A 26,421-nucleotide genomic window follows, 5' to 3' on the forward strand; every position below is an offset into this window, starting at 1 on the left:
CCGAGGACGGAGCGCACCCGGCCAGGCCCCCTCACCCTCGCGCTGCCGCGCTCGCCACGAGGCCCCGGCAAGGGGGCCTCGTGGCCCTCTCCCCGCGCGGCGGGGAGAGGTGGCCTGCGCCCAACCGTCTCGACGGCGGCCCCGCGCGGCCTTAAGTCAGGGGAAACCGATCACCCGGAGCCCGTCCCATGTCCCAGGCCGCGATGCGCGACCACACCCCGGCCGCCTCTGTCCGCGCCGAGGCGCTTGCGATCCTGTCCAGCCTCGGCGTGCCCGAGAGCGCCTTCGCGGCGCAGGGCCTGCCCGCCCGCTCGCCGATCACCGGCGAGATCGTCGCGACCGTGCGGGCCATGAGCGCGGACGAGGCGGGTGCCGCCATCGGCCGCGCGCACGAGGCTTTCCTCGCCTGGCGCCGCGTGCCCGCGCCCCGGCGGGGCGAGCTCGTGCGCCTCATCGGCGAGGAGCTGCGCACCCACAAGGACGATCTCGGGCGACTCGTGACGCTCGAGACCGGCAAGATCGTCTCCGAGGGCCTGGGCGAGGTGCAGGAGATGATCGATATCTGCGACTTCGCGGTCGGCCTCTCCCGCCAGCTCTACGGCCTCACCATCGCCACCGAGCGGCGCGACCACCGCATGATGGAGACCTGGCACCCGCTCGGCGTCTGCGGCGTCATCTCCGCCTTCAACTTCCCCGTCGCGGTCTGGTCCTGGAACGCCGCGCTCGCCTTCATCTGCGGCGATCCCGTGGTCTGGAAACCCTCCGAGAAGACCCCGCTCACCGCGCTCGCCACGCAAGCCATCGTGGAGCGCGCGCTCGCCCGCTTCGGCGCGGACGCGCCCGCAGGGCTCAGCGAGCTCCTGATCGGCGGACGCGATCTGGGCGAGGTCCTCGTCGACGACGCCCGCGTGCCGGTGGTCTCCGCCACGGGCTCCACCGCCATGGGGCGCGCCGTCGCGCCGCGGCTCGCCGGCCGCTTCGCCCGCGCCATCCTGGAGCTCGGGGGCAACAACGCCGCGATCGTGACCCCTTCCGCCGATCTCGGCCTGGCGCTGCGCGCCATCGCGTTCGCCGCCATGGGCACGGCGGGCCAGCGCTGCACCACGCTGCGCCGCCTGTTCGTGCACGAGAGCGTCTACGACACCCTGGTCCCGCAGCTCGCGCGCGCCTACGCGGCGGTGTCGATCGGCGACCCGCGCGAGGCCGGCACGCTGGTCGGGCCGCTCATCGACGGGAGCGCGTACGAGGGCATGGAGCGGGCGCTCCAGGAGGCGCGCGATCTGGGCGCCCGGGTCCATGGCGGCGGGCGCGTCGCGACGGGCGGCGCGGATGCGTTCTACGCCCGGCCCGCCCTCGTCGAGATACCCGCGCACACGGGCCCCATGCTGCGCGAGACCTTCGCGCCGATCCTCTACGTGACGCGCTATGCGACGCTCGACGAGGCGATCGCGCTCAATAACGCGGTGGGCGCCGGCCTGTCCTCGTCCATCTTCACCCTCGACATGCGCGAGGCGGAGGCCTTCATCGCGGCGTCCGGCTCCGATTGCGGCATCGCCAACGTGAATATCGGGCCGTCGGGCGCCGAGATCGGCGGCGCGTTCGGGGGCGAGAAGGAGACGGGCGGCGGGCGCGAGGCGGGCTCGGACGCCTGGAAGGCCTATATGCGCCGCGCCACCAACACGCTCAACTACGGCACGACCCTGCCCCTGGCCCAAGGCGTGAAGTTCGACATCGACGCGTGACGCTCCGTCACTCGCCTCCGGGCCCACGATCCTTTAAGCTTCAAGCAATCCGTCGGGAGAGACAATCATGAACGCCATGCCCCAGCCGAAGCCGGCCGATCCCCGCTCGGCGCCCGCCCCCGCCTCCTTCAACTGGGAGGATCCGTTCCTTCTCGACGAGCAGCTGTCGGAGGACGAGCGGCTGATCCGCGACACGGCCCGGGGCTTCGCGCAGGAAAAGCTCCTGCCGCGCATCGTCGAGGCCTACCAGCAGGAGAAGGTCGAGCCCGAGATCTTCCAGGAGATGGGTGGCCTCGGCCTTCTCGGCGTGACGTTGCCTGAGGAGTACGGCTGCGCGGGCGCTTCCTACGTGGCCTATGGCCTCGTGGCACGCGAGATCGAGCGGATCGATTCCGGCTACCGCTCCATGATGAGCGTGCAGTCGTCCCTCGTCATGTACCCGATCTACGCCTATGGCGACGAGACGCAGCGCAAGCGGTACCTGCCCAAGCTCGCCTCGGGCGAGTTCATCGGCTGCTTCGGGCTGACCGAGCCGGACGCGGGCTCCGACCCCGCCGGCATGAAGACGACCGCGAAGAAGATCGAGGGCGGCTACCGCATCTCGGGCGCCAAGATGTGGATCTCCAACTCCCCCATCGCCGACGTGTTCGTGGTCTGGGCCAAGTCCGAGGCGCACGACAACGCCATCCGCGGCTTCGTGCTGGAGAAGGGCATGAAGGGCCTCTCGGCCCCGAAGATCGGCGGCAAGCTCTCGCTTCGCGCCTCCGTGACGGGCGAGATCGTCATGCAGGACGTGGAGGTCGGCGAGGACGCGCTGCTCCCGAACGTCTCGGGGCTCAAGGGTCCCTTCGGCTGCCTCAACCGGGCCCGCTACGGCATCTCCTGGGGGGCGCTCGGCGCCGCGGAGGATTGCTGGCACCGCTCGCGCCAGTACACGCTCGACCGCAAGCAGTTCAACCGGCCGCTCGCCCAGACGCAGCTCGTCCAGAAAAAGCTCGCCGACATGCAGACCGAGATCGCGCTGGGCCTCCAGGCCTCGCTTCGCGTCGGCCGCCTGTTCGACGAGGGCCGCGTGGCGCCGGAGATGATCTCGCTGGTCAAGCGCAACAATTGCGGCAAGGCCCTCGACATCGCCCGCGTCGCCCGCGACATGCACGGCGGCAACGGCATCATGGGCGAGTACCACGTCATGCGCCACGCCCAGAACCTCGAGACGGTCAACACCTACGAGGGCACCCACGACGTCCACGCCCTCATCCTGGGCCGTGCCCAGACGGGGCTCCAGGCGTTCTTCTGAGCGCCTCGGGGTGAATGCTGCCGTGCCTGATCGGCTGGTGCTCGATCCTGTGATGGCACCGCCGTCACCCCCCACCCCAACCCTCCCCCGCAAGGGGGGAGGGAGCAGCGCGGCGCTCGTCGGGGCTCGCATCGTCTAACCTGCACCGAGCATCCGTGAGAGACGCCACGCGTTCTCCTCCCCCTTGCGAGAGGGGCTAGGGGTGGGGGACGGCGGTGATCGCGCAGGAGGGACCTCAACCGTCCGCCGGGTGACGTCGCCGGTCGGGACGCACCCCAGCCCGCCCCGACCATCCACAACCGCTCCAGCAAAAACCGTCTCCACCGGTTGCAACATCCAGGCATGCGCGCCACAATCGCGGCGCGCGGCCGGGGTGCCGCCATGGGGGTGACAGGATGATCGCAAGAGGTTTCGTCGCGGCGCTCGCATTCGCCGCTCTCGTCGGGCCGGCCGCGGCTCAAGGAGCCGCCCAGGGCACCGCGAAGCCCACGCCGACGGTGGGCGCCGTGCTGGAGGCCTGCGCGGCCGACATGAAGAGCCGTTGCGGGGCCGAGCCCCTGTCGCTCGGCCGCGTCTCGGCCTGCCTGCGGCGAAACCGCGAGTCCCTCGCGCCGGGCTGCCAGAGCTTCGTGGCGGAGCTGCGCCCGGCGCGCGCCGGCCGGGGCGAGAGCCTGAGGCCGGCGCGCGAGGCGGTGACGAAGGCCTGCGAGGCGGACGTGAAGGCCGCCTGCGGCGACAATCTCTCGAACCGGGCGCGGGGCCAGTGCTTCCGCTCGAACCCCGACAAGATGTCCGAGGGCTGCCGCTCGGCGATGGCGGAGCTGCGCCGCCTCCAGGGCGAGAGCCGCCGCCAGCGCCAAGCCGGCGCGAACTGACGGGGCACGCGCCCACAAAATAAGGCCCGGAGCGATCCGGGCCTTTCCATCGACATGTCCTGCCGGACGCGCCTCAGGCGTCGTCCTCGTCCTCGTCGCCCGTGCGCTTGAGGCCCTTGAGCTTCGCGAAGACGGAGTTGACGTCGATCGCCGGCTCCTCGCGCTCGCGCGACGAGGGGTCGAAGTCGCGGAAGCCCGCGGTCTCGGGCTCCGGCTCGGGCAGGAGCGACACCTCGGGGGCGAGCAGGGTCGGGCCCTCGGCGCCCTGGGCCGGGCGGTCCTTGGCGGAGCGCTGCACCTCGAAGTCGAGGTCGATCTGCGAGCACAGGCCGAGCGTCACGGGGTCCATCGGCGTCAGCGAGGCCGAGTTCCAATGGGTGCGCTCGCGAACCTGCTGGATCGTGGTCTTGGTGGTGCCCACCAGCCGCATGATCTGCGCGTCCTTGAGCTCCGGGTGGTTGCGCAGGAGCCAGAGGATCGCGTTGGGCCGGTCGTGGCGGCGGGAGACGGGTGTGTAGCGCGGGCCCTTGCGGGTGCGCTTCATCTCCGGCAGCTTCACCTTCGGCGTCGCCATCTTGAGCCGCTGGTCCGGGTTGCTCTGCACCCGCTCGATCTCCTCGCGGGTGAGCTGGCCCGTCGACACGGGATCGAGCCCCTTGATGCCCGCCGCGACCTCGCCGTCGGCGATCCCCTTCACCTCAAGCGGGTGGAGCTTGCAGAAGTCGGCGATCTGGTCGAACGACAGCGACGTGTTCTCCACGAGCCAGACGGCCGTGGCTTTCGGCATCAACGGTCCCTGCTGCACGGGTGACCTCCTTCGGGTTGGCGTGCCAGGCACCGCGGGCTCGCGCGCCGGCCAAAATTCTCTCGCGCTCCGGCCCGGTCTTCGAACCGGAGCAAACCGTCTCACGATGTGAGGGGAATACTGGAAGTATAGGCCTCCGTGGCCCGCCTTTCAATCGGCGCGTGGCGTTCCCCCTTCACGTCGCGGCCGAACCGGGCCACAACAGCCCCATGAGCGAACCCCTCACCGCATGCCGGCTCGCGGCGCTCGCGGGCACGGACGAAGCGCAGGTGCTGCGCCTGGCGCACCTGCGTCTTGTCGGAGCGAACGGGGCGTTCTCGACGGGGGACGCCATGCGGGTGCGCCTCGTCATCGCCCTGGAGGCGGCCGGCGTGCCCGCAGGGGTGCTCGCGCAGGCGGTGAGCGCGGGCGAGCTCTCGCTCGATTTCGGCGCCTCCCTCATCCACGAGCCCGTGATGCTCTCCTCCGCCACGGTGGGCGAGACGCTGGCGGCGCTCGCCATGCCCGAGGGCTTTGCCCGGCGCCTGTGGCTCGCGGCGGGCTTCCCGGGGTTCGATGCCGGCACGGTGCTGCGCGAGGACGACCGGGAGCTGCTGACGCTCATCGCGCAGGCCCGCACCATCGGCGTGTCGGAGGACAGCCTCGTGCGGGCGGTGCGGGTCTTCGGCCATTCCCTGCGCCGCATCGTCAACGTCATGCGCGACCTCTTCCGGGTGGAGGTGGAGGAGCGGCTTCTCACCCAGGGGCTCTCGCGCTCCGACATGCTGATCATCGGGGCCGAGCGCCGGGCGGCGCTGCAGCAGGTGGGCTTCCGCAGCGTGTTCCTGCTCCACCGCCGCTTCCTCGAGGAGGCGGTGTTCGCCAACGTGGCGACCCGGATCCAGGAGATCCTGGAGACCCTCGGCCACGCCCCGCCCACGAGCGCGACGGCGCCCACCATCGCCTTCGTCGACCTGTCGGGCTTCACGCGCTTTGCCGAGGCCACGGGCGACGCCGCGGCGGCCGAGCGCGCCGCGCAATTGGAGGCGCTCGCCCAGGAGGCGGCGGTGCAGCGGGGCGGGCGCCTCGTGAAATCCCTCGGGGACGGGGTGATGCTCCTGTTCGAGGGCGCGGCCGCAGGGATCGCGGCCTGCCTCGACATCGTGGACTGGGTGGAGCGCCTGGGCGACGGCGAGGCGCGGGCCGGCATCGCCACGGGCCCCGTGGTGCAGCGCGACGGGGACGTGTTCGGCACCACCGTGAACCTTGCGGCGCGCATCGCCGACCATGCGCGGCCCGGCTGCGTGCTCGCCTCGGCCTCCACCCGGGAGGCGGCCTCGGGTGCCGGCCTCACCTTCGGCGCTCCCGTCCGCGCCCCCCTCAAGGGGCTGTCCGAGCCGGTGGAGCTGTTCGAGGCCGGCCGGCGCCTGAAACGCTCCTAGGGGCGGGGGCGTCCGCCGCGGAAACCACGATCGGACGTGCCGTCTCGACCGGTGGCTGTTCCCGGGCCTATGATGCCGTGAAACCGCGAAGGGAGCGATGCGTGGCGGAATCTGTCGAGTGCGTGGTGGTGGGGGCGGGCGTCGTCGGGCTCGCCTGCGCCCGGGCCCTGGCCCTTCAGGGCCGGGAGGTTCTGGTGATCGACGCGGAGGCCACGATCGGGGCCGGCACGTCGTCCCGCAATTCCGAGGTGGTCCATGCGGGGATCTATTATCCGCAAGGGTCGCTCAAGGCGCGCCTGTGCGTCGCCGGGCGCGAGGCGCTCTACGCCTATGCCCGCGAGCGCGGGGTCGAGGCGCGGGCCATCGGCAAGATCATCGTGGCCACCGACGCCGAGCAGATCGGCACGCTCCACACCTTACGCGAGGCGGCCGAGCGCAACGGGGTGCACGACCTGCGCTGGATCGACCAGGCCGAGGCGGCGGAGCTGGAGCCCGAGGTGCGTTGCGTCGCCGGGCTGTTCTCGCCGCGCTCAGGAATCGTCGACAGCCACGCGCTGATGCTCGCCTACCAGGGCGACCTGGAGGCCCATGGCGGCATGGTGGCCCTGTCCACGCCGATCCTCGGCGGCGCCGTGACGGGCAACGGCATCCGCCTGGAGACGGGCGGCGCCGAGGCCATGACCCTCGACTGCCGCCTCCTCGTCAACTCGGCGGGCCTGCACGCCCCCGACCTCGCCCGCGGGCTCGAGGGCTTCCCCGCCGAGCACGTGCCGGTGCCCTATCTCGCCAAGGGCAACTATTTCAGCCTGGTGGGCGTGCGCCAGCCCTTCAAGCGCCTGGTCTATCCTGTCCCTGAGCCGGGCGGGCTCGGCATCCACGCCACCCTCGACCTCGCGGGGCAGGTGCGCTTCGGGCCCGACGTGCAGTGGGTCGACCGCATCGACTACACGGTCGACGCCTCGCGCCAGGCCGCCTTCGAGAAGGCGATCCGGACCTATTGGCCGGGCCTGCCCGACGGGGCGCTCCAGCCCTCCTATGCGGGCATCCGGCCCAAGATCACGCCCCCAGGCGCGGCGGCTGCGGATTTCGTCGTCCAGACCCCGGCTGATCACGGGGTGCCGGGGATCGTCAATCTCTTCGGCATCGAGTCGCCGGGGCTGACCTCGTCCCTCGCGATCGCCGATTACGTTGCGTCAAGCCTTGAGGATCGGCGAGCGGCGGCCTAGAACTGCCCCGATCGGTAGTTTCACGTAAACACGACCAAAAATCCTGGGAGGACCAGCATGACCGCTTCCATCGTGACCCGCCGCACGGCCCTGATGCTGGGCGCCGGCGCCGCGGGCTCCGCGCTTCTCGGCCGCCCGGCGCTCGCGCAGCAGCAGTTCATCAACATCCTCACGGGCGGCACGTCGGGGGTGTACTATCCCCTCGGCGTCGCGCTCTCGAAGGTCTACACCGAGAAGCTGCCCGGCGCCCGTCCCTCGGTGCAGGCCACCAAGGCCTCGGTGGAGAACCTCACCCTGCTCCAGCAGGGCCGCGGCGAGGTCGCCTTCACGCTGGGCGACAGCCTCGCGCTGGCCTGGGCCGGCGACGAGGAGGCCGGCTTCAAGCAGAAGCTCGGCAAGCTGCGCGGCATGAACGCGATCTATCCCAACGTGATCCAGATCGTCGCCTCCAAGGAATCCGGCATCAAGACGCTGGCCGACCTCAAGGGCAAGCGCCTGTCGGTGGGCGCCCCGCGCTCAGGGACGGAGCTCAACGCGCGCGCCATCCTGGCCGGCGCCGGCATGACCTACAAGGACCTCGGCAAGGTCGAGTACCTGCCCTTCGGCGAGTCCGTGGAGCTGATGAAGAACCGCCAGCTCGACGCCACGCTGCAATCGGCGGGCCTCGGCGTCGCCTCGATCCGCGACCTCGCAACCTCGGTCGAGATCGTCGTGGTGGAGATCCCGGCGGGCGTTCTCGAGAAGGTCGGCGCCCCTTACGTGAAGTCGATCATCCCGGCCAACACCTATCAAGGCCAGTCCGCTGACGTCGCCTCCGCCGCGGTCATCAACTATCTCGTGACCCACGAGGGCGTGAAGGAGGACATGGTCTACCAGATGGTCAAGGCCATGTACGAGAACCTGCCCGAGCTCAACGCCGCCCATGCGGCTGCGCGCTCCATCAAGCTCGAGACGGCGCTCGAGGGCATGCCGATCCCGGTCCACCCCGGCGCGGAACGCTACTTCAAGGAGAAGGGCGTCAAGAAGTCGGGCGCCTGAGCGCTGCGGGCCGGCCCGGGCAGCGCGTCCGGGCCGGCCGATCAACGAGATTGCAGGGCGATGGGCCGCTGCGGGCGGCGGGAGTACGCGTGATGACCGACAAGGTGGACCAGGCCGAGCTGCAGAACCCGGAGCACGGCCTGCCCGAGGGCTTCGGGGCGGGCCTTCCCGGCCGCCTCCTCTTCTGGATCGCGGTCTCGTTCTCGGCGTTCCAGATCGTGACCGCCTTCGGCGTGCCCCTCGACCGGCGCATCCTCGGCCTCGCCACCCCCATCCAGGGCATCTGGGTCGCGCTCGCCGCCTGGGCCGCCTATCTCGTCGTGCGCCGCGTCCAGGGGCGGAGCATCGCCGAGGGCGCGATGGCGCTCGTCACCCTCGGCTTCACCTTCGTGCTCGTCGCGAAGTTCGCCGGCAGCTTGCCGAGCCAGGTGGTGCGCACGATCCATGTGGGCTTCCTGTGCCTCGTGGCCGGCGCCATGCTCGCCAACCACCGCTCCACGACCCGGGCCGGACAGATCGTCGGCTGGATCATCGGCCTCGCGGGGTTCGGGGTGGGCCTCTATCACTGGTTCCTCTACGACGAGCTCGTGGTGCGGGCGGGCGATCTCACGCACGGCGATTTCGTCGTAGGTATCGCGGCCTTGGGCCTCCTGTTCTACTTCGTCTGGCGGGTGATGGGGCCGGCGCTGCCCATCGTGGCGGGCCTGTTCCTCGCCTATGCGCTCCTGGGCAATTACCTCCCGCCGCCCTTCGACCACCGGGGCTACACCCTGGAGCAGGTCGTCGAGCACCTCGCCTTCGGCACCGAGGGAATCTACGGCGTGCCGACCCTCGTCTCGGCCACCTACATCTTCCTCTTCATCCTGTTCGGCTCCTTCCTGGAGCGGGCTGGGATGATCCAGCTCTTCACCGACATCGCCATGGGCCTGTTCGGCGGCGCGCGCGGCGGGCCGGCGAAGGTGGCGGTATTCTCCTCGGCCCTGATGGGCACGATCTCGGGCTCGGGCGTCGCCAACGTGGTGTCGACGGGCCAGTTCACCATCCCGCTCATGAAGCGCTTCGGCTACAAGGCGGCTTTCGCGGGCGGCGTGGAGGCCACGGCCTCCATGGGCGGGCAGATCATGCCGCCCGTCATGGGCGCGGTGGCCTTCATCATGGCCGAGACGATCGACGTGCCCTATGTCGAGATCGTGAAGGCCGCGCTCATCCCCGCGATCCTCTACTACGCCTCGGCCTTCCTCGCCGTGCATCTGGAGGCGGGACGGGCGGGCCTCGCGGGCCTGCCCCGCAGCGAGCTGCCGAGCGCACGCGCGGCCCTGCGGGAGAAGTGGTACCTCATCCTGCCCCTCGGCGTTCTCGTCTACCTCCTGTTCTCGGGCTACACCCCCCTCTTCGCCGGCTCCGTGGGCCTTGCCCTGACGGCGGTGCTTCTGCTCGGCAGCGCCATCGCGCTGGGCCTCGTGCACCAGACCGCGCGCCTCGTGTTCTGGGTCGGCCTCGGGCTGCTGGCCGCCTACGTGCTCTGGCTCGGCGTGGCGCTGATCGTGGCGCTCGTGGTGCTCATGATCGCAGTCACGGCGTTCACCCGCGACGGGCGCGAGAGCCTCGACGCCTGCCGCACGGCGCTCGCCGACGGCGCCCGGCAGGCCCTGCCTGTGGGCCTGGCCTGCGCGGTCGTGGGCATCGTGATCGGCGTCATGACCCTCACAGGCATCGGCACGATCTTCGGCAACTGGGTGGTGTCGGTGGGCAAGGACTCGCTCGTCGCCTCGCTCGTCCTCACCATGATCGTGAGCCTGATCCTCGGCATGGGGATCCCGACCATCCCCAACTACATCATCACCTCGTCGCTCGCCGCCCCGGCGCTGCTCGCCCTCGACGTGCCGCTGATCATCAGCCACATGTTCGTGTTCTACTTCGGCATCATGGCGGACCTGACCCCGCCGGTGGCGCTCGCGGCCTTCGCGGCGGCGCCCATCGCAAAGACCTCGGGCTTCAAGATCAGCTTCCAGGCCCTACGCATCGCGCTGCCGGGCTTCGTCATCCCGTACATGGCGGTCTACGATCCCTCCCTGATGCTCCAGCCCGTGGCGGGGGTGACGGGGGCCGCCTATTGGGTCGAGGTGGGCTATGTCGTCTTCAAGACGGCGCTCGCCATCACGCTGTGGGGCGCCGCCTCGGTGGGCTACCTCAAGGCGCCGATGCCCCTGTGGGAGCGCGCCCTCGCGGCCGTCGCGGCAGGCTTCCTCGTGGTGGCGATCTGGTGGACCGACGGGGTCGGCTTCGCGCTCGCGGCGCTCGCCATCGGCGTCCATCTGTGGCGCACGAAGGCGCGCACGGCCCCCCTCGCGGCATGACGCTCTGCCTTCTGGCCGGGGCCGTGAGCGTCTCGCTCGTCGCCTCGACGGCGACGCTCGCCTGGACCCATTCCGTCGAGCGGATCGCCTGGGAGGAGGTCTGGCAGGCCACGCCGCAGGGTGTTGTCCTCCGCGAGGCGCGGGTGCGCGGCTCGGGCGCCGGCATGGAGCCGCCGCCCGAGGCAGTCCTGCGCGACGGCATATGGACCTGGGCGCCCCGGGTGCCGCCGCAGGAGCGGATCGTCCTGCGCCGCTCGGGCGCCACCGCCGACTGGCGCATCTGCACGGGGGCGGGCTGCCGCACCATGGACACCCTCGTTCCCCCTGACGCCGATCCGGTGATTCTCACGACTTGTGAGGCGGCGCGCTGAGGGAAGTGCAGGGATGCGCTTTCGTGTCGGGAGGGCATGGCGGTGGGAGTGTAAATTTGCACTTCCATGCGGATGGTGCCATTCAGCGCTAGTGCACCTCTACACTCACGTCTCGCTTGCCTCAGATGGAGGGCGCTACCGCGCTCCCTCTCCCTTGCGGGGAGGGCTGGGGTGGGGTGACGGCGGTAATCCAACCGGAGATGCCGCTGTACGAGCGTGCGTGCTCCCCACCTGCCCACCAGCTCCGACTTTTCGAACCCNNCCGCAAGGGGGAGGGGAGCCCGTCGCGGCACGCCGCAGGCGTCCCTCACCCGGCCGCGGCCTCGATCGCCTCCATGTCGGCGTCCGAGAGGCCGAAATGGTGGCCGATCTCGTGGACGAGGACGTGGGTCACGATGGCGCCGAGGGTCTCGTCGTGGTCGGCCCAGTAGTCGAGGATCGGGCGGCGGTAGAGCCAGATCATGTTCGGGAACTGGCCCGTGACGGCGCCGGGCGAGCCCTGCGCCAGGCCGATCCCGCGAAAAAGCCCCAGCAGGTCGAACGGGGTCTCGCAGTCCATCTCGTCGAGGGTCTCGTCGTCTGGAAAATCGACGACGTGGATCACGAGGCCCTCGCACAGGGCCCGGAAGCCATCGGGCAGGGCCACGTAGGCCTCGTCGGCGAGGCGCTCCATCTCGGCAAGCGTCGGCGCCTTGAGACCGGCCGGATCCGTCATCGCCACCACCCGAGCTGAAGGCCGAGCCAGATCGCGAGGGCGACGACGCCGACGAGGGAGAGGCCGCGGCCGATGCGCCGGCCCCAGACCTCGACCGGGTCCGTCTCCCCCGACGCACCCTCGCCCACCGCGTCGCGCCCCGCGAAGTGATCGCCCACACGCCGCGCGCCCCGGGCGAGCGCCGACGACCCAACGGTCTCGGAGTCCCGCGCGACCCGCCGGAGCGCCTCCTCCGATTCCCGCTTGCGATCCTCGTCCCTCATGCCGGCTCCCCTGATCCGGGCGGGAGATTAGCAGACGGCGGCGGCTTGGGGAGTGGGGCGCACGGGACCGGCGCCGAGCCCCGGCGGTCGGAACAGGGCTCCCGCCGGGGCGTTCTCCGCCCCAACACCAGCATCGAGGACATCATGCGTCACATCATCATGGCTTGCCTGGCAGGCGCCCTTCTGGCCGGCATCCCGGCGGGCGCCCAGGCGCAATATCGCGGCATCGACGCGACGGGCGGGATCGAGCGCGGCGACCGAGCCGAGCGCCTGGAGCGCCGCCGCGAGCGAGCCGGCGAGGACGGGCTTGAGCGCCGGGGCGGCCGGGCGGAGCGCGGCGAGCAGCAGGCCCAGCGCTACGAGCGCGAGGACGGCTTCGAGCGGCGCGGGGGCTTCGACCGGGGCTACGGCGACGAGCGCCGCGTCATCATCCGCCGCGAGCGGGTGCGCGAGCCCGTGGTCGTCGAGCGGCGCTTCGTGCGCCCGCCACGGGCCCGCACCGTGTGCACCACCCGCATCCGCGAGCGCGTCACCCCCGGCGGCGTGGTGATCCGCCGCCCCGTCGAGGTCTGCCGCCAGAATTTTGGCGCGCTCTAACGCCGATGAGCGGCGATCCGGCCCGGACGGGCCGGGTCCCGCCTCAGGCCCGCTTCGCCTCGATGGCGTCCCAGATGGCCACCGCGAGATCGGGGCCGCCCAGGCGCTTGATGGCGCGCACGCCCGTGGGCGAGGTGACGTTAATCTCGGTGAGGTTGCCGTCGATCACGTCGATGCCGACGAAGATCAGCCCCATGCGCCGGAGCGCCGGCCCGATGGTCTCGCAGATCTCGCGCTCGCGGGGGCTGAGGTCGGTCGGCCGCGCCGCGCCGCCCCGCACCATGTTGGAGCGGATGTCGCCGACCGCCGGCACCCGGTTCACGGCGCCCGCCGCCTCGCCGTCGACGAGGATGATGCGCTTGTCGCCCTCGCTCACCCGCGGCAGGAAGCGCTGGATCACCCAGGGCTCGCGGAAGGTGGCGGAGAAGAGATCGAACAGCGAGCCGTAGTTCGGGTCCTCGCGCGACACCTTGAACACCGCCGCGCCGCCGTTGCCGTAGAGCGGCTTCATGACCACGTCCCCGTGCTCGTCGCGGAATGCGTCGATCTCGGCCCGGTCCCGGCTGATCAGGGTCGGGGGCATGAGGTGCGGGAACTCGGTGACGAAGATCTTCTCGGGCGCGTTGCGCACGTGGTGCGGATCGTTCACCACGAGGGTCTTCGGGTGGATGCGCTCGAGCAGATGCGTCGTCGTGATGTAGGCCATGTCGAAGGGCGGATCCTGGCGCAGCAGCACCACGTCCACCTCGGCGAGATCCAGGGGCTTCGCCTCGCCCAGGGTGCAGTGATCCCCCTCGACGTCGCGCACCTCCAGGGCCTCGGCCCGGGTGACGATGCGCCCGTCGCGCATGGAGAGCCTGTCCGGGGTGTAGTGCAGCAGCCGGTGGCCGCGCGCCTGCGCCTCCAGGAGCAGGGCGAAGGTGGAGTCGCCCGCGATCTTGATGCGCTGGATCGGATCCATCTGGACCGCGACGGTGAGGGGCATGGAGGACTCCCGGGGGTCAGGGCGTGAAGCCGGCGAGACGCTGGCCTAAGGGCTCAAGCGCCTCGGCCGCCACGTTGGCGACGGCGATGCGCAGGTGGGTGTCCTGGCCGGGGCCGAAATAGGAGCCCGGCAGGCAGGAGACGCCGCGCCGCTCGGCGAGCGCCCGGGCCACAGCGGTGGCGGGCACGCCGTCGAAGGGGTGGCGGAGATAGGCGAAATAGGCGCCGATCGAGTCGATGCGCCAGCCCGGCGCGTCCGCCATCGCGTCCTGGAAGGCATGGCTGCGGCGGTTGATCTCCAGGCGGTTGTCCTCGCGCCATCCCCGAAGCGCCTCGACGGCCCAGGCGACCGCCGTCTGGCCGGCGCGGGGCGCGCAGATCTGGAGGGAGTCCATGATCTTGGCGAGCTGCGCCACGATAGGCGCATCCGCCACGAGGGCGCCGAGCCGATGGCCCGGGATCGCGTAGGCCTTGGAGAAGGAATAGAGCTGGATCACCCCCTCGCGCCAGCCCTCGTCCGCAAACAGGCCGTGGGCGCGGTTGACCCCGGCGGGCATGAAGTCGCGATAGGTCTCGTCGACCACGAGCCAGATCCCGCGCCGCCGGCACATCGCGGCGAAGGCCTCGATCACGCCCGGGGGATAGACCGCGCCGGTGGGGTTGTTGGGCGTCACGAGGACGAGGGCCCGCACCCGCTCGTCGATGAGGGCCTCCGCCTCGCCGACATCCGGCACGAAGCCGCGCTCGGGAAGGCAGGGCAGGCCCCTGATCTCGAGCCCCAGCATGTCGAGGGTCATCTGGTGGTTGAAGTACCAGGGCTGCGGCAGGATCACGGCGTCGCCCGCCCGGGCGAGCAGCATCATGGCGGCGAAGAAGGCCTGGTTGCAGCCCGTGGTGATCGAGACGTCCCCCGTATCGACCCGGCCGCCATAGAGGCGCGAGACGTCCGCCGCATAGGCCTCGCGCAAGGGCTCGTCGCCCTCGATCGCGCCGTAGCGCGCGGTCTCGGGGGCGCCGGCGGCGGCAGCGAGGCGCTCCAGGAGCTCGGGCGGCGGGGGCGAGCCCGGCACCGCCTGGGAGAGGTTGATCAGGGGTCCCATCGCGCCGTCATAGGCGCGGGCCCAGCCCTGCGCCTCGGGGATGTGGGGGCTCGCGAGATCCCGGACGAGCGGGTTGATCGCGGGGCTCATGCGCGGGCTCCGGCGGGCTCGGCGGCGGGTTCCTCGGGCCTTGCCCCCTCGCGCCCAACGATGAGGCAGAGGATCGCCACGGGGATGCCCACGAGGGAGGTGAGGACGAAGAAGGTGGGATAGCCGAAGCTGTCCACCATGACGCCCGACAGCCCGCCCACGATCTTGCCCGGCAGGGCGTAGAGCGAGGACAGGAGGGCGTATTGCGTCGCCGCGAAGCCCGGCCCCGTGAGGCCCGACATGTAGGCGATGAGCGCGGTGCCCGCGAAGCCTCCGGCGAAGTTGTCGATGCTGATGGAGACCGTGAGCAGGGTGAGATCGTAGCCCCGCAGCGCGAGCCAGGCGAACATGAGGTTCGAGCCCGCCGAGCTCAGCGCCCCGAAGACGAGGGAGGGCAGGAGGCCGAAGCGGGCGAGGGCGAAGCCGCCCGCGAAGGCCCCCGCGATGCCGATCCAGACCCCGTAGAGCTTCGAGACGTTGGCGATCTCGATCATCGAGAACTTCATGTCGACATAGAGCGGGTTCGCCATGACGCCGGCCACGAAGTCGGGCAGGCGGTAGAACGCCACGAGCAGCAGGATGAGGACGATGCGCCAGCCCTTGCGGTCGAGGAGGTCGCGCAAAGGGTCGACCACGGCATGGGCGAAGGTGAAGCCCTTGGGCGCCTCGACGCCCTCCCGCCGGTCGACGATGGGGGCGACGAGGGTGCCGACGAGCCCGACGGCGACGAGCGCCGCCATGGCGAGATAGGCCTCGCGCCAGCCCGCGAGGTCGGCGATGTAGAGCGCGCCCGCGCCCGCCGCGATGAGGGAGAGCCGGTAGCCGAGCTGGTAGGCCGCCGCCATCATGCCCTGGCGCTCGGTGGGAGCCGCGTCGATGCGCCAGCCGTCCACCACCACGTCCTGGGTCGCGGAGGCGAAGGCGACGAGGAGCGCGAAGGCCGCCGTCATGGTGACGCTCACCGCCGGGTCGCTCAAGGCGATGCCGACGAGCCCCGCCGCCACGGTGAGCTGGGCCAGGACCATCCAGGCCCGCCTGCGCCCGAGAAGGCGCGACAGCCCCGGCACGTCGAAGGCGTCGACGATCGGCGCCCAGGCGAACTTGAAGGTGTAGGCGAGCGCCACGTAGCTCAGGAGCCCGATCTCGGTGCGCGACACGCCCGCCAGCCGCAGCCACGCCGACAGGGTGCTGAACACCAGGAGGAACGGCAGGCCCGACGAGAAGCCGAAGACCAGCATCAGGAGAACCCGGCGGTCGGCGAGCACGCTTTTGATGGTGAGGCGGGGCTTGGTCATGGCCGCAGAGGTCTCACCTTCGCGCGTTTCTGGCAAGCGAGCTTTGGGGGCGCTACTCGGCTGCGGCGGCGGGCTTCGAGGGGGCGCGGCGCTCGTCGATGGCGCGGCGCACGGCTCGGGCGAGGTCGGCGCGGTCGTAGGGCTTCGGGAGGATCGGGGCCGCGACGTCCCGGGCGCCCTCCTCGCGCTCGCCCAGGTGGCCGGACGTGGCGAGGATGGCGAGATCCGGGCGCAGGCGCCGCGCTTCGGCGGCGAGCTCCAGCCCGCTCATGCCGCCGGGCATCACCACGTCGGTGAACAGGAGGTCGACGGGCTCCCCCGCCATGAGGATGTCGAGGCCCTCCACGGCGGTCCGGGCGAGGACCACCCGGTAACCGAGCTCGGCGAGGATGCCCTCCGCCATGGCCCGGACCTCGGCATGGTCCTCCACGAGGAGGATGGTCTCGTGCCCGCCCTCGGCCTGGGCGGCGGCCGGGCGCTCGGCCTCGGGCCGCGCCTCGGTCTCGGCCGGCAGGTAGAGCCGCACCCGCGTGCCGCGCGCGACCACCGAATCGAGCCGCACCTGCCCGCCGGACTGGCGCACGAAGCCGTAGACCTGGGAGAGGCCGAGCCCCGTGCCCTTGCCCACCTCCTTCGTGGTGAAGAACGGCTCGAAGACCCGCTCCAGCACGTCGGCCGGCATGCCCTCGCCCGTATCGGTCACGGACACCACCACATAGGGGCCCGGATCGGCCTTGGCGACGTTGCCCGCCCGCAGGTCGACGCGCTGGACCTCGATCGTGACGCTGCCCCCGTTGGGCATGGCGTCGCGGGCATTGACCACGAGGTTGAGGATCGCCGATTCGAACTGCGACGGGTCGAGCCGGACGCAGGCCGGCTCGAAGGCCGGGGCCACGCAAAGCTCCACCGCCTCGCCGGCGGCCCGCGCCATGAGGGGCTGGAAGTCGGTGAGGAGCGCGTTGACGTCGATCACCTTGGGCTGGAGCGCCTGGCGCCGGGAGAAGGCGAGGAGCTGCTGGGTGAGCTTGGCGCCGCGCTGGGCAGCCTCCAGGACGAGGCCCGCATAGCGCGCGATGCGCTCGGAATCCTGGGGCGCCCGCCGGATGCCCTCGATGCCGCCGACGATGACGGTGAGCAGGTTGTTGAAGTCGTGCGCGAGGCCGCCGGTGAGCTGGCCCACCGCCTCCATCTTCTGCGCCTGGCGCAGGATCGCCTCGCGCTCCTTGCGCCCCGTGACGTCGCGGGAATTGCCCACGATCTGGATCACCCGGCCGGCGAGGTCCTTGAGCGGCACGAGGATCGTCTCGCGCTCCTGCGAGCCGTGGGGATGGCGGCGGGTATAGTCGAACTGGACGGGCTCCCCCGTGGCGACGCAGCGGTCGTAATGGGGGAAGTTCATCCGCACCATCTCGGGCGGCAGGAAGTCGCGCATGGAGCGCCCGCGCATCTGGGCCTCGCTCGCCCCCGACAGGAGCGAGGTGGCGGGATTGCCCATCTGGTAGACGTAATCCCCGTCGGGCGTGACGCGCACCACGAAGATGCTCTCGGGCGAATGGTCGAGGATCGCGCGAAGCCGCGCCTCGCTCTGGCGCAATTCGCTCGTGCGCCGGGCCACGGTGTGCCGCAGCAGCCCCGTGACGATGAGCGCGCCGGCCAGGCCGAAGCCCGCGACCGAGACCCCGATGGTGAGCCAGCGCTGGCGCTGGGTCTGCGCCCGCCGCCGCTCGCCCTCTGGATCGAACAGGGCCGCCTCGACGGGAGCTGGGCGCGGGGTCACGCCCGCCTGGACCAGGTGGTCGCGCATGCGCACCCAGCGCCCGGGATTGGTATGCCCCACCTGGACGAGGGGATGGAGAGTGAGCTCCGTCACGCCCTCGGTCTGGGCGAGGTTGTAGCCCAGCGGATCGACGAGGGGACGGATGCGGGGGAGGTCGCGCGCGATGCGCTCCGCGATCTCCCGCCGGTGCTCCAGTGCGTATTGCCAGCCCCGCAGGGACGCGTCGCGAAAGCGGCGCGCGAGGTCGGGATTGTCGGCGACGAGGCGCGCGTCGGCGATGAGGCTGTCGCCGTAGAAGGCCACGCCGTAATCGCTCGGGCGCACGGTGCGCAGCTCGCCCACGCCCCGCTCCTTCGCCTCCCACGGGACCGTGAGGCTGTAGCCGAACAGGAGGTCGAACTCGCCCGCGAGGAACGCGTCCCACAGGCGGGCGGGCTCGACCTCGACGGTTTTGATCGAGCGGGGGTCGAGGCCCTCGGCGACGAGGAGCGCGCGCAGCTCGACGTCGAGGAGCGAGGCGCCGCGCACGCGGCCGATCCTGAGCTTCAGGAGGTCGGCCGGGGTGGTGATCTGGATGTCGGGCCGGTACCAGCCGCGGGTGCCGCTCTGCTGGAAGATCGAGGCCAGGATGGAGATCGGCGCGCCCTCCGAGAGGGCGAGGAGCACGCCGGCATTGCTCACGCCGAACTGGGCGCGGCCGGCGGCGATCTCGGCGGGAGGGCTCCGGATCGGGGCGTCGGGTCCGAAGGCGGAGCGGATCTCCACCTCGATGCCGGCCTCGCGATAGTAGCCCTGCCACTGGGCCGCATAATAACCCGCGAACTGGAACTGGTGGTCCCATTGCAGCTGGAGCACCACCCGGTCGAGGGCCTGGGCGGGCCAGGCGAGGCCGAGCCACAGGCACAGGGCCGCGAGCCACCCGGCGGCGGACGCGCCGCGCCGGAGGCGTGCGGTCCGGTGAGGCGGCGGCCCGGGGGCTGCCCTGGGGGCGGGTCGCGAAAAAAGCAATTTGTCCAGCAACGGGTTCGAGCCGAAATGCCGCCCTACTATCGTCGTGCCGGATGCGTTTGGAAAGCAGGCCTTGCGGACGCGGTGAACGTCGCCGCGCCGTTCAGGCGCCCTCGTCTTCCCTCATCGGGCGGAAGCGCAGCTCGCTCACCTGTCGCGAGAGCTCGCCCGGGCGCAGGATGCTCCGCGGAAAATGGCCGTGGTTGGGCCCGTCGGGGAAACGCTGCGGCTCGAGGCACAGGCCGCCATGGATCGCGTAGCGCGCGCCCTCCAAACCCGGGACGGGGCTGTCGAGAAGGTGGCCGCCGTAGAATTGCAGGCCGGGCTCGGTGGTCCACAGATCCATCGCGACGCCGCTTCGCGCCGAGGCGAGCGTCGCCGCGGGGGCGAGGGGGCCGCCGCCGTGGCGCAGGACGAAGTTGTGGTCGTAGCGTGTCGTGCAGCCGTCGGGCGCGCCGATCGGTCGCAGGGCGCGGAAGTCGAATGCGGTCTGCGCGACAGGGGTGATCGCGCCCGTGGGGATCAGGGCATCATCCACGGGGGTGATGTGGTCCGCCTCGATGCGCAGCGCGTGGGCGCAGATGTCGGGCCCGCCGTCGAAGTTGAAGTAGGAATGGGTGGTGAGGTTCACGGGCGTCGCCTGGTCGCAGGTGGCCTCCAGCGTGATGCGCAGGGTCGCAGGCGCGCTCAAGGTGTAGCTGCAGGTGGCGACCAGGCGCCCCGGATAGCCCATGTCGCCATCCTCCGAGACGAGGCCCAGCACGGCGCTTCCCTCGTCGTGGTGGAGGAGCGTCCAGACCCGCTGGCCGAAACCCTGGGGTCCGCCATGGAGCTGGTTTGGTCCCTCGTTCGGCACGAGGCGATGGGTCTCGCCGTCGAGGGTGAAGCGCGCGCCGCCGATCCGGTTGGCATAACGCCCGACCACCGCGCCGAAATAGGGCGAGTGCTCGACATAGTGCTCCAGGGTCTCGTAGCCGAGCACCACCCGCTGTCGTCCGCCGGGCCCGGGCACCACGAGATCGCGGATCACCGCGCCCCAGCTGATGATCCGGGCCTCCAGGCCGTCGGGCGAGCGCAGCGACACCTCGTGGACATCGCGGCCCTCCAGGGTGCCGAAGAGACGGACGCTCATCGGGCGCCTCCGAGGAGATGGGCCGGCAGGCCGCGGATGCCGTCGGTGTCGACGGCGAAGACGTGGCCCGCGGCGGGGTCCTCGGCCCGGTCGCGGCCGATGGCGGCGCTCGTGACGTAGAGGGTGGCGAGGTCCGGGCCGCCGAAGGCGCATTTCGTGACCTGGGCGGCGGGGATCTCCACGATGCGCTCCACCGATCCGTCGGGGGCAAAGCGCGTGACGCGGCCTCCGCCCCAGTGGCAGACCCAGACATGATCCTGCGCGTCCACCGCCATGCCGTCCGGATGGCCGACATCCGGGGTGAGATGGGCGAAGCGCTGGCGCTCCCCCGGGCGACCATCGGTGAGGACGTGCCGGAAGATCGTGCCGGCCTTGGTGTCTGTGGCGTAGAGGCTCTGACCGTCGGCGCTCACGGCGGGCCCGTTCGTGACCACGATCCCCTCCTGGAAGACCGCGAGCTCGCTGCCGTCATAGCGGTAGAACGCGCCTGAGGGCTCCGCCTCGCCATCGTCCATGGTGCCGAAATAGAGGCTGCCGTCGGGCCCCACATGCCCGTCGTTGATGCGGTTGCCCGGCCTGTCCGGTTCGGGCGAGAGGATCGGCTCGATCGCGCCGTCCGAGAGGCGCAGGCGCTTCAACCCCGACTTGAACCCCGCGACGACGACGTCCGGATCGTCGGTCAGCGCCACGAAGCCGATGCGCTCGGGCACCGGCTGCCGCGCATGGCGCCCGCTCTCCGGATCGAGGCGCCAGACGGCGGGGTTCTTGATGTCGACGAAGAGGAGCTCGCCCCGGCGCGCGTCCCACACCGGCCCCTCCCCGACCTCGCAGCCGGCCTCCAGGACGGGGCGGGCCTGATGGGGGTGCACGGCGGGATTCGTCATGACGGCCTTCCTGCGACGGGCGACAAGCCAGCGACAACGTCCGACCCGGGCGGGCGTTTCGTCGAGGAGGAGCGGCTTCGCCGCAGCGTCTTGCGCTGGGTCCCGGATCTGCGTCCCGCTGGCGCGGGACTTGTCCGGGAAAGCAGTGGAGGGTGGCAGGACGGTCGCCTGAACCTCCAACGCCCGCTTTCCCGGGCAAGCTGCACGGGGTGCAGCGCCGATCCGGGGCCCAGGACTCAGATGCCGCGCCGGCGGCACCTCATGCCTACTCTAGCAGGCCCGATCCGGGCATTCCACCGCACCCCCGCTGCGTCACGGGGAGCCTAGGCGCGGGGCGGGCGACCTGTGCTAGGGAAGCGTGGGATCCCCAACGTGAGGCCGACCATGCAAGAGCGCTCCTCCACGATCGACCCGGCGGAGGTCGCCCGCTTCGAGCGGCTGGCGCGGGACTGGTGGGATCCCAAGGGGCCCATGAAGCCCCTGCACAAGTTCAATCCCGTGCGCCTCGGCTATGTCCGCGAGGGCGCCTGCCGCGCGTTCGCCCGCGATCCGCGCGCCGCGCGCCCCCTGGAGGGCCTCTCGATCCTCGATGTCGGCTGCGGCGGCGGGGTGTTGAGCGAGCCGCTGGCGCGGCTCGGCGCGCGCGTCGTCGGCCTCGATCCCGCGCCCACCAACATCGCCGTGGCCCGCACGCATGCCGAGGCGGCGGGGGTCGCGGTCGATTACCGGACGCAGACCGTCGAGGCCGTGGTTGAGGCGGGCGAGCGCTTCGACGTGGTGCTCGCCATGGAGGTGGTGGAGCACGTGCCCGACGTGCCCGCCTTCGTGCGGGCCTGCTGCGCGGGGGTCGCGCCCGGCGGCTTTCTCGTCCTGGCGACCATCAACCGGACGATGCGGGCCTTCGCGCTCGCGATCGTGGGCGCCGAATACGTGCTGGGCTGGCTCCCCCGGGGCACCCACGACTGGAGCCGGTTCGTGACGCCGGAGGAGCTCGAGGACGCGGTCGCCGCGGGCGGGCTCACGGTCGCCGAGACGCCGGGCGTCACCTACAACCCGCTCGCCGACCGCTGGGCGCTGAGCCGCGACACGGCGGTGAACTACATGATGCTGGCGCGGCGCGGGCCGGCCGAAGCCGCCTAGTTGCGGTCGTCGGGCGTCACCGGCAGGGGCTGGATCTCCACGCCCTCGTCGAGAAGCGCCCGCACCTCGTCGGGGCTCGCCTGGCCATAGATCGAGCGCTCGTCCGCCTCGCCGTAATGGATTTTTCGCGCCTCGTCGGCGAATCGCTCGCCGACGTTCTCGGCGGTCTTCGTCACGTGCTCGCGCACGGCGGCGATGAGGGCTCGCAGCGCGCGCTCGGGCTCGGAGAGGAGGGCGAGCGGCTGGGGCGGGTCGGGCTGGGGCGCCGCCATGGCGGCGGGCTGCGCCTCCGCCTTGTCCCGGCGGCCGATGGAGGGAGCCATGATCTGCTTCTCGACCCGGGCCGAGCCGCAGACGGGGCAGGACACGAGATCCCGCGCCGCCTGCGCGTCGAAGGCGGCGGCGGAGGGGAACCAGGATTCGAAGGCGTGGGCCTGATCGCAGGCCAGGGCGTAGCGGATCATCGAACAAGACCGGGTCGCGGACCTGTCCCACACATGGGCGCTCCGGGGGGCCGCGCAAGCGCCTGCGGCACAGGAGCGGCGCCAGCGGCGCCGAAGCGGGGGCAGGTGTTGCTCCGGCTCTACAGCGCGCCCGATCCGGCTCCTCTATGGTGCGCTGCCGAAAAGCCCCTCCGGTCCCGACCCCCATGGCGCGCCCTCACCCCTCCCAGGTCGACCCGGCCGCCGACGCGGCCGCGTTGCTGCGCCGTCTCGGCTTCGCGACCCTCGTGCTCGCCGTGCCGCTCACCGCCATGGTGGCGCGCCGCGCCGTGGTGGTTCTCGCCCCCATCGGCATCGCGCTCCTCGTCATCGCGGCGCTCCTCGACGGCGACCATGACGGGCTTCGCCCCGATCTCACCCGGGTGCTGCGCTCCATCGGCGGGCTCGCCGGCGCGCTTCTCGTGACCTGGATGGTGCTGTCGCTGGCCTGGACCCCCTTCCGGGCGACCGCCGCCGAGCGGGCGTTCAACGTGGCGGCGACGCTCGCGATGGTGCTTGCGGGGTATCTGGCCATGCCTGGCCGGATGCGCTCGGCGAACCTCTATCTCGCGCCGATCGGAGCGGGGGCGGCCGCGATCGCGGCGATCGGGCTCGCCTTGTCCGAGGCCGCCATCGGCCGGAGCGTCGACGAGGACGGGTCGGGGCTGGAGCGCGGGGTGATCGTGCTCGTGCTCGTCCTGTGGCCGGCGCTTGCGTGGCTGCGCTCGCGCGGACGAGACCTGGAGGCGCTGGCGCTGGCCGTCGCGGTCGTCGGGGCGGCCTTCCTGGTGCCCGTCTCGCTCCCGCTCGTCGGGCTCGCGGCGGGCGGGCTCGCCTTCGCCGTCACGGCGATCAGCCCCGGGCTCGGCGTGCGGATCACGGCGCTCGCCGTCGCCGCCACCGTGGCGCTCGCGCCCCTCGTCCCCTTCATCCTGCGCCCCGTCGCGGCTCTGGCGCTGCGGCCCAACAATCCGCTGCTCGCGAGCCTTTCCGTCTGGCGGCGGGTGGTGGCGGACGATCCGCTCCGCCTCGTGACGGGGCGCGGCTTCGAGGCCGCCTCGCGCGGGCGCCTGTCGGGCCTCGTGCGGCCGAACGCGCCGACGGGGCTGCCCTTCGAGATCTGGTACGATCTAGGCCTCGTGGGCGCCCTCGCGGCGGCGGTCCTGCTCTATGTCGCGATCCGCGCGGCGGGGCGGGCGCATGCGGGCCTCGTGCCCGGCGCCATGGCGGCCTTCGCGACGGGCTTCGCGCTCGCCTGCGCCGGGGTGCCGACAACCCAGATGTGGTGGTTCACCACGATCCTCATCGTGGCGCTCGCCTTCGTGGCGGTGGACCGCGGGCAGTTCCGCACCAGCCGGCCGAAGGCGGCGTTCAGCCTGCCCCGGCGCTGACGCGCCGGGGGCGCTCCTCAGAGTCTGGACCGGAAGGTCTTGCTCCCGTCTCCCTCATGCTGAGGAGGCCTGCATGGCAGGCCGTCTCGAAGCACGCAGGACCTTGCCACAGCCGTCCGGAGATCCCTGGAGCGCCCTTCGAGGCCCGCCTGCGGCGGGCACCTCAGGACGAGGGGGAAAGGGTGGGGATCGCTTACGGGCCAGCCTGCCAGGGACGAGGGTGGGGCCTCCGTCCGAGCCCGCCTCTCAGGCCGCGACCGGCACATCGATGCGCCGCTCGTGCACGGCATGGCAGGCCACGCCCTCGTCGAGGGGCGGGCGCTCCGTGCGGCAGCGGTCGTTGGCGAAGGGGCAGCGCGGGTTGAACGGGCAGCCCGAGGGCGGGTTGATGGGGTTGGGGATCTCGCCGTTCACCGGCACCCGCTGGCGTCCCGTCATGCCGATGTCGGGCACCGCGTCGAGGAGCATGCGGGTATAGGGGTGCTTGGGCGCCTGGAACAGCTCGCGCCCGCCCGACACCTCGACGATCCGGCCCAGATACATCACGCCGATGCGGCTCGCCATGTGGCGCACCACGGCGAGGTTGTGGCTGATGAAGAGATAGGTCAGCCCCAGGCGGTCCTGCAGGTCGCGCATGAGGTTGAGGATCTGCGCCTGGACCGACACGTCGAGGGCCGAGGTCGGCTCGTCGCAGACGATGAACTCCGCGTTCGAGGCGAGCGCCCGGGCGATGGCGATGCGCTGGCGCTGGCCGCCCGAGAACTCGTGCGGGAACTTCTTGCCGTCGTCGGGGTGCAGGCCCACGAGGGACAGGAGCTCGCCCACGCGGTTCGCGATCTCGCGCTCGCCCTTGATGAGGTCGAAGGCGCGGATGGGCTCCGCCACGATCCGGTCGACCCGCCAGCGCGGGTTCAGCGACGCATAGGGATCCTGGAAGATCATCTGGATGCGCCGGCGCAAGCGCTGGCGCGCGGCGGCCTGGGCGGCGTCGGCCATGGAGACGCCGTCGATGGTCACCCCGCCGCCCGAGGGCGGCAGGAGGCCCACCACCATGCGGGCCACGGTGGACTTGCCCGAGCCCGACTCGCCCACCAGCGCGAAGGTCTCGCCCCGGGCGATGTCGAAGGAGATGCCGTCGACGGCCTTGAGATATTGCTTCTCGCCGCCCTCCAGCACGCGGTTGAGCCAGGGCTTGGAGACGTCGAAGACGCGTCGGAGGTCCTTGACCTCGACGAAAGGAGCGTTGCTCACGAGGCGGTTCCTTCCTCGAGGGGCGCGTGGGCGTGGGGTCCGCCGGCAGGTAACCGGGCGAGCCGGGGCTTGAACATGTCGGGCACGCAGCGGGGATCCTTGACCTGAGCGAGGGGACGGGCGCTCACGAGGCGACTCCTTCCTCGAGGGGGGCGTGGGTATGGATCATGTGGGCTTTGGCGGTGGGATCGTTGGCGTCGTAGAGGTGGCAGGCGACGCGGTGCTCGGCGTGCTGGATCGGATCCGGCCGGTCGCGCGAGCAGCGGTCCCAGGCATGCGGGCAGCGGGGATGGAAGGGGCAGCCCGGCGGGATCGCCGAGAGGCGGGGCATGGAGCCCGGGATCTGCACCAGCCGGTCGTCCGAGCTCTGCACGAGGGTCGGGATCGCGCCCATGAGGCCCTTGGCGTACGGATGGAGCGGGGTCTGCACCACCTGGCGCACGGGGCCGATCTCGGCGATGCGGCCGGAATACATCACGGCCACCCGGTCGGCGGTCTCGGCGATGACGCCCATGTCGTGGGTGACGAGCATGATGGCGGTGCCGTGCTCGCGGCCCAGCCGCTTGAGGAGCGAGATGATCTGCGCCTGGACCGAGACGTCGAGAGCCGTGGTGGGCTCGTCGGCGATGATGAGCTCGGGCTCGGCGCAGAGCGCGAGGGCGATCACCACGCGCTGGCGCATGCCGCCGGAGAACTCGTGGGGATAGCCGTCGATCCGCCGCTCGGGCGCCGGGATGCCCACCTCGGCCAGGAGCTCGATGGCGCGCTTGCGGGCGCCGGCGTTCGACAGGTTCGTGTGGGTCTGGATCGTCTCGACGAGCTGCTCGCCCACCCGGTAGAGCGGATTGAGGCTGGTGAGCGGATCCTGGAAGATCATGCCGATGCGCTTGCCGCGCACCCGGCGCATCGCCTCGGGCGAGAGGTTGTCGATGCGCTGGCCGCCCAGGCGCACCTCGCCCCCGGCGATGCGCCCGGGCGGGTCGATGAGGCCAATGACGGCCGATCCCGTGACGGACTTGCCGGCGCCGGACTCGCCCACCACGCCGAGCACCTCGCCCTTGGCGATGTCGAAGGAGACCCCGTCGATGGCTTTCAGGATGCCCCGGCGGGTGACGAACTCGACCCGGAGGTCACGGACGGAAAGAACGGGTTCACTCATGGAGACTGGTCCGGCGGCGGT

General features: G+C 71.6%; 23 protein-coding genes. 11 read left to right on the forward strand and 12 right to left on the reverse strand.

Annotated elements, in window-relative coordinates; translation table 11 throughout:
- Positions 1-203: 203 nt before the first annotated feature.
- The 3 genes from amaB (at position 204) to F0L46_RS22035 (ending at position 3,914) form a co-directional block, all read left to right on the forward strand.
- The gene (gene amaB / locus F0L46_RS22025; protein WP_149821763.1) at positions 204-1,742 is read left to right on the forward strand and encodes an L-piperidine-6-carboxylate dehydrogenase; all 1,539 of its coding nucleotides are present in this window, start codon (positions 204-206) and stop codon (positions 1,740-1,742) included.
- A gap of 67 nt (positions 1,743-1,809) precedes the next feature.
- On the forward strand, positions 1,810-3,039 hold the full coding sequence (locus tag F0L46_RS22030) for an acyl-CoA dehydrogenase (protein WP_149821627.1): 1,230 nt from the start codon (positions 1,810-1,812) through the stop codon (positions 3,037-3,039).
- A 395-nt stretch (positions 3,040-3,434) separates the two neighbouring features.
- Positions 3,435-3,914, forward strand: coding sequence for a hypothetical protein (locus F0L46_RS22035; RefSeq protein ID WP_149821629.1), 480 nt, complete (start codon positions 3,435-3,437; stop codon positions 3,912-3,914).
- Between the two features lie 73 nt (positions 3,915-3,987).
- Here the strand turns inward: F0L46_RS22035 and F0L46_RS22040 are convergent, their stop codons facing one another.
- Entirely contained in the window at positions 3,988-4,719 is a 732-nt protein-coding gene (locus tag F0L46_RS22040; RefSeq protein ID WP_149821631.1) for a DUF1013 domain-containing protein, read from the reverse strand.
- A gap of 209 nt (positions 4,720-4,928) precedes the next feature.
- Here F0L46_RS22040 and F0L46_RS22045 point away from each other — a divergent pair, with 209 nt between their 5' ends.
- The 5 genes from F0L46_RS22045 (at position 4,929) to F0L46_RS22065 (ending at position 11,132) form a co-directional block, all read left to right on the forward strand.
- On the forward strand, positions 4,929-6,140 hold the full coding sequence (locus tag F0L46_RS22045) for an adenylate/guanylate cyclase domain-containing protein (protein ID WP_149821633.1): 1,212 nt from the start codon (positions 4,929-4,931) through the stop codon (positions 6,138-6,140).
- 101 nt (positions 6,141-6,241) lie between these two features.
- Positions 6,242-7,366, forward strand: coding sequence for an NAD(P)/FAD-dependent oxidoreductase (locus F0L46_RS22050; RefSeq protein ID WP_149821635.1), 1,125 nt, complete (start codon positions 6,242-6,244; stop codon positions 7,364-7,366).
- Between the two features lie 93 nt (positions 7,367-7,459).
- On the forward strand, positions 7,460-8,404 hold the full coding sequence (locus F0L46_RS22055) for a TAXI family TRAP transporter solute-binding subunit (protein ID WP_149821765.1): 945 nt from the start codon (positions 7,460-7,462) through the stop codon (positions 8,402-8,404).
- Positions 8,405-8,496: 92 nt separating this feature from the next.
- Positions 8,497-10,761, forward strand: coding sequence for a TRAP transporter permease (locus F0L46_RS22060; protein WP_149821637.1), 2,265 nt, complete (start codon positions 8,497-8,499; stop codon positions 10,759-10,761).
- A complete protein-coding gene (locus F0L46_RS22065) occupies positions 10,758-11,132 on the forward strand; it encodes a DUF1850 domain-containing protein (RefSeq protein WP_149821639.1) in 375 nt (124 codons plus the stop codon). Before F0L46_RS22060 ends, F0L46_RS22065 begins: the two co-directional genes overlap by 4 nt.
- 307 nt (positions 11,133-11,439) lie before the next feature.
- On the opposite strand, the gene F0L46_RS22070 is transcribed toward F0L46_RS22065, so the two are convergent.
- Together F0L46_RS22070 and F0L46_RS22075 are read right to left on the reverse strand one after the other, a co-directional pair.
- Positions 11,440-11,847 carry a metallopeptidase family protein gene (locus F0L46_RS22070; protein WP_149821641.1) on the reverse strand — a complete coding sequence of 136 codons (408 nt, stop codon included), beginning with the start codon at positions 11,845-11,847 and terminating at the stop codon, positions 11,440-11,442.
- Positions 11,844-12,110 carry a hypothetical protein gene (locus F0L46_RS22075; protein ID WP_149821643.1) on the reverse strand — a complete coding sequence of 89 codons (267 nt, stop codon included), beginning with the start codon at positions 12,108-12,110 and terminating at the stop codon, positions 11,844-11,846. The genes F0L46_RS22070 and F0L46_RS22075 overlap by 4 nt, the downstream gene beginning before the upstream one ends.
- 144 nt (positions 12,111-12,254) lie before the next feature.
- Here F0L46_RS22075 and F0L46_RS22080 point away from each other — a divergent pair, with 144 nt between their 5' ends.
- Positions 12,255-12,707, forward strand: a complete 453-nt coding sequence (locus tag F0L46_RS22080; RefSeq protein WP_149821645.1) for a hypothetical protein — start codon at positions 12,255-12,257, stop codon at positions 12,705-12,707.
- Positions 12,708-12,750: 43 nt separating this feature from the next.
- On the opposite strand, the gene gshB is transcribed toward F0L46_RS22080, so the two are convergent.
- From gshB to F0L46_RS22110, 6 genes are all read right to left on the reverse strand, one after another.
- Positions 12,751-13,692: a glutathione synthase gene (gene gshB / locus F0L46_RS22085; protein ID WP_149821647.1), complete on the reverse strand. Its 942-nt coding sequence runs from the start codon at positions 13,690-13,692 to the stop codon at positions 12,751-12,753.
- Positions 13,693-13,708: 16 nt separating this feature from the next.
- On the reverse strand, positions 13,709-14,881 hold the full coding sequence (locus tag F0L46_RS22090) for an aminotransferase (RefSeq protein WP_149821649.1): 1,173 nt from the start codon (positions 14,879-14,881) through the stop codon (positions 13,709-13,711).
- The gene (locus F0L46_RS22095; protein ID WP_149821650.1) at positions 14,878-16,176 is read right to left on the reverse strand and encodes an AmpG family muropeptide MFS transporter; all 1,299 of its coding nucleotides are present in this window, start codon (positions 16,174-16,176) and stop codon (positions 14,878-14,880) included. Before F0L46_RS22095 ends, F0L46_RS22090 begins: the two co-directional genes overlap by 4 nt.
- Before the next feature lie 52 nt (positions 16,177-16,228).
- Positions 16,229-18,961, reverse strand: a complete 2,733-nt coding sequence (locus tag F0L46_RS22100; RefSeq protein WP_149821651.1) for an ABC transporter substrate-binding protein — start codon at positions 18,959-18,961, stop codon at positions 16,229-16,231.
- 103 nt (positions 18,962-19,064) lie between these two features.
- Positions 19,065-20,093 carry an aldose epimerase family protein gene (locus F0L46_RS22105; protein WP_149821653.1) on the reverse strand — a complete coding sequence of 343 codons (1,029 nt, stop codon included), beginning with the start codon at positions 20,091-20,093 and terminating at the stop codon, positions 19,065-19,067.
- Positions 20,090-20,977 carry an SMP-30/gluconolactonase/LRE family protein gene (locus tag F0L46_RS22110; protein WP_149821655.1) on the reverse strand — a complete coding sequence of 296 codons (888 nt, stop codon included), beginning with the start codon at positions 20,975-20,977 and terminating at the stop codon, positions 20,090-20,092. The genes F0L46_RS22105 and F0L46_RS22110 overlap by 4 nt, the downstream gene beginning before the upstream one ends.
- A gap of 384 nt (positions 20,978-21,361) precedes the next feature.
- Here F0L46_RS22110 and ubiG point away from each other — a divergent pair, with 384 nt between their 5' ends.
- Positions 21,362-22,117 (forward strand): bifunctional 2-polyprenyl-6-hydroxyphenol methylase/3-demethylubiquinol 3-O-methyltransferase UbiG, encoded by a 756-nt coding sequence (ubiG, locus tag F0L46_RS22115; RefSeq protein ID WP_149821657.1) that lies wholly within the window; start codon positions 21,362-21,364, stop codon positions 22,115-22,117.
- Here the strand turns inward: ubiG and F0L46_RS22120 are convergent.
- Entirely contained in the window at positions 22,114-22,581 is a 468-nt protein-coding gene (locus F0L46_RS22120) for a DUF1178 family protein (protein WP_149821659.1), read from the reverse strand. The two genes, ubiG and F0L46_RS22120, sit on opposite strands and share 4 nt — an antisense overlap.
- A gap of 185 nt (positions 22,582-22,766) precedes the next feature.
- Here F0L46_RS22120 and F0L46_RS22125 point away from each other — a divergent pair, with 185 nt between their 5' ends.
- Positions 22,767-23,990, forward strand: coding sequence for a peptide ABC transporter permease (locus tag F0L46_RS22125; protein WP_149821661.1), 1,224 nt, complete (start codon positions 22,767-22,769; stop codon positions 23,988-23,990).
- 246 nt (positions 23,991-24,236) lie between these two features.
- Here F0L46_RS22125 and F0L46_RS22130 read toward each other — a convergent pair whose 3' ends face one another.
- The gene (locus F0L46_RS22130) at positions 24,237-25,241 is read right to left on the reverse strand and encodes an ABC transporter ATP-binding protein (protein WP_149821663.1); all 1,005 of its coding nucleotides are present in this window, start codon (positions 25,239-25,241) and stop codon (positions 24,237-24,239) included.
- Positions 25,242-25,365: 124 nt separating this feature from the next.
- Positions 25,366-26,400, reverse strand: a complete 1,035-nt coding sequence (locus F0L46_RS22135; RefSeq protein WP_149821665.1) for an ABC transporter ATP-binding protein — start codon at positions 26,398-26,400, stop codon at positions 25,366-25,368.
- Positions 26,401-26,421: the final 21 nt, after the last annotated feature.

Origin of the sequence: Salinarimonas soli, from assembly GCF_008386575.1 — a bacterium.
GTDB classification, from domain to species: domain Bacteria; phylum Pseudomonadota; class Alphaproteobacteria; order Rhizobiales; family Beijerinckiaceae; genus Salinarimonas_A; species Salinarimonas_A soli.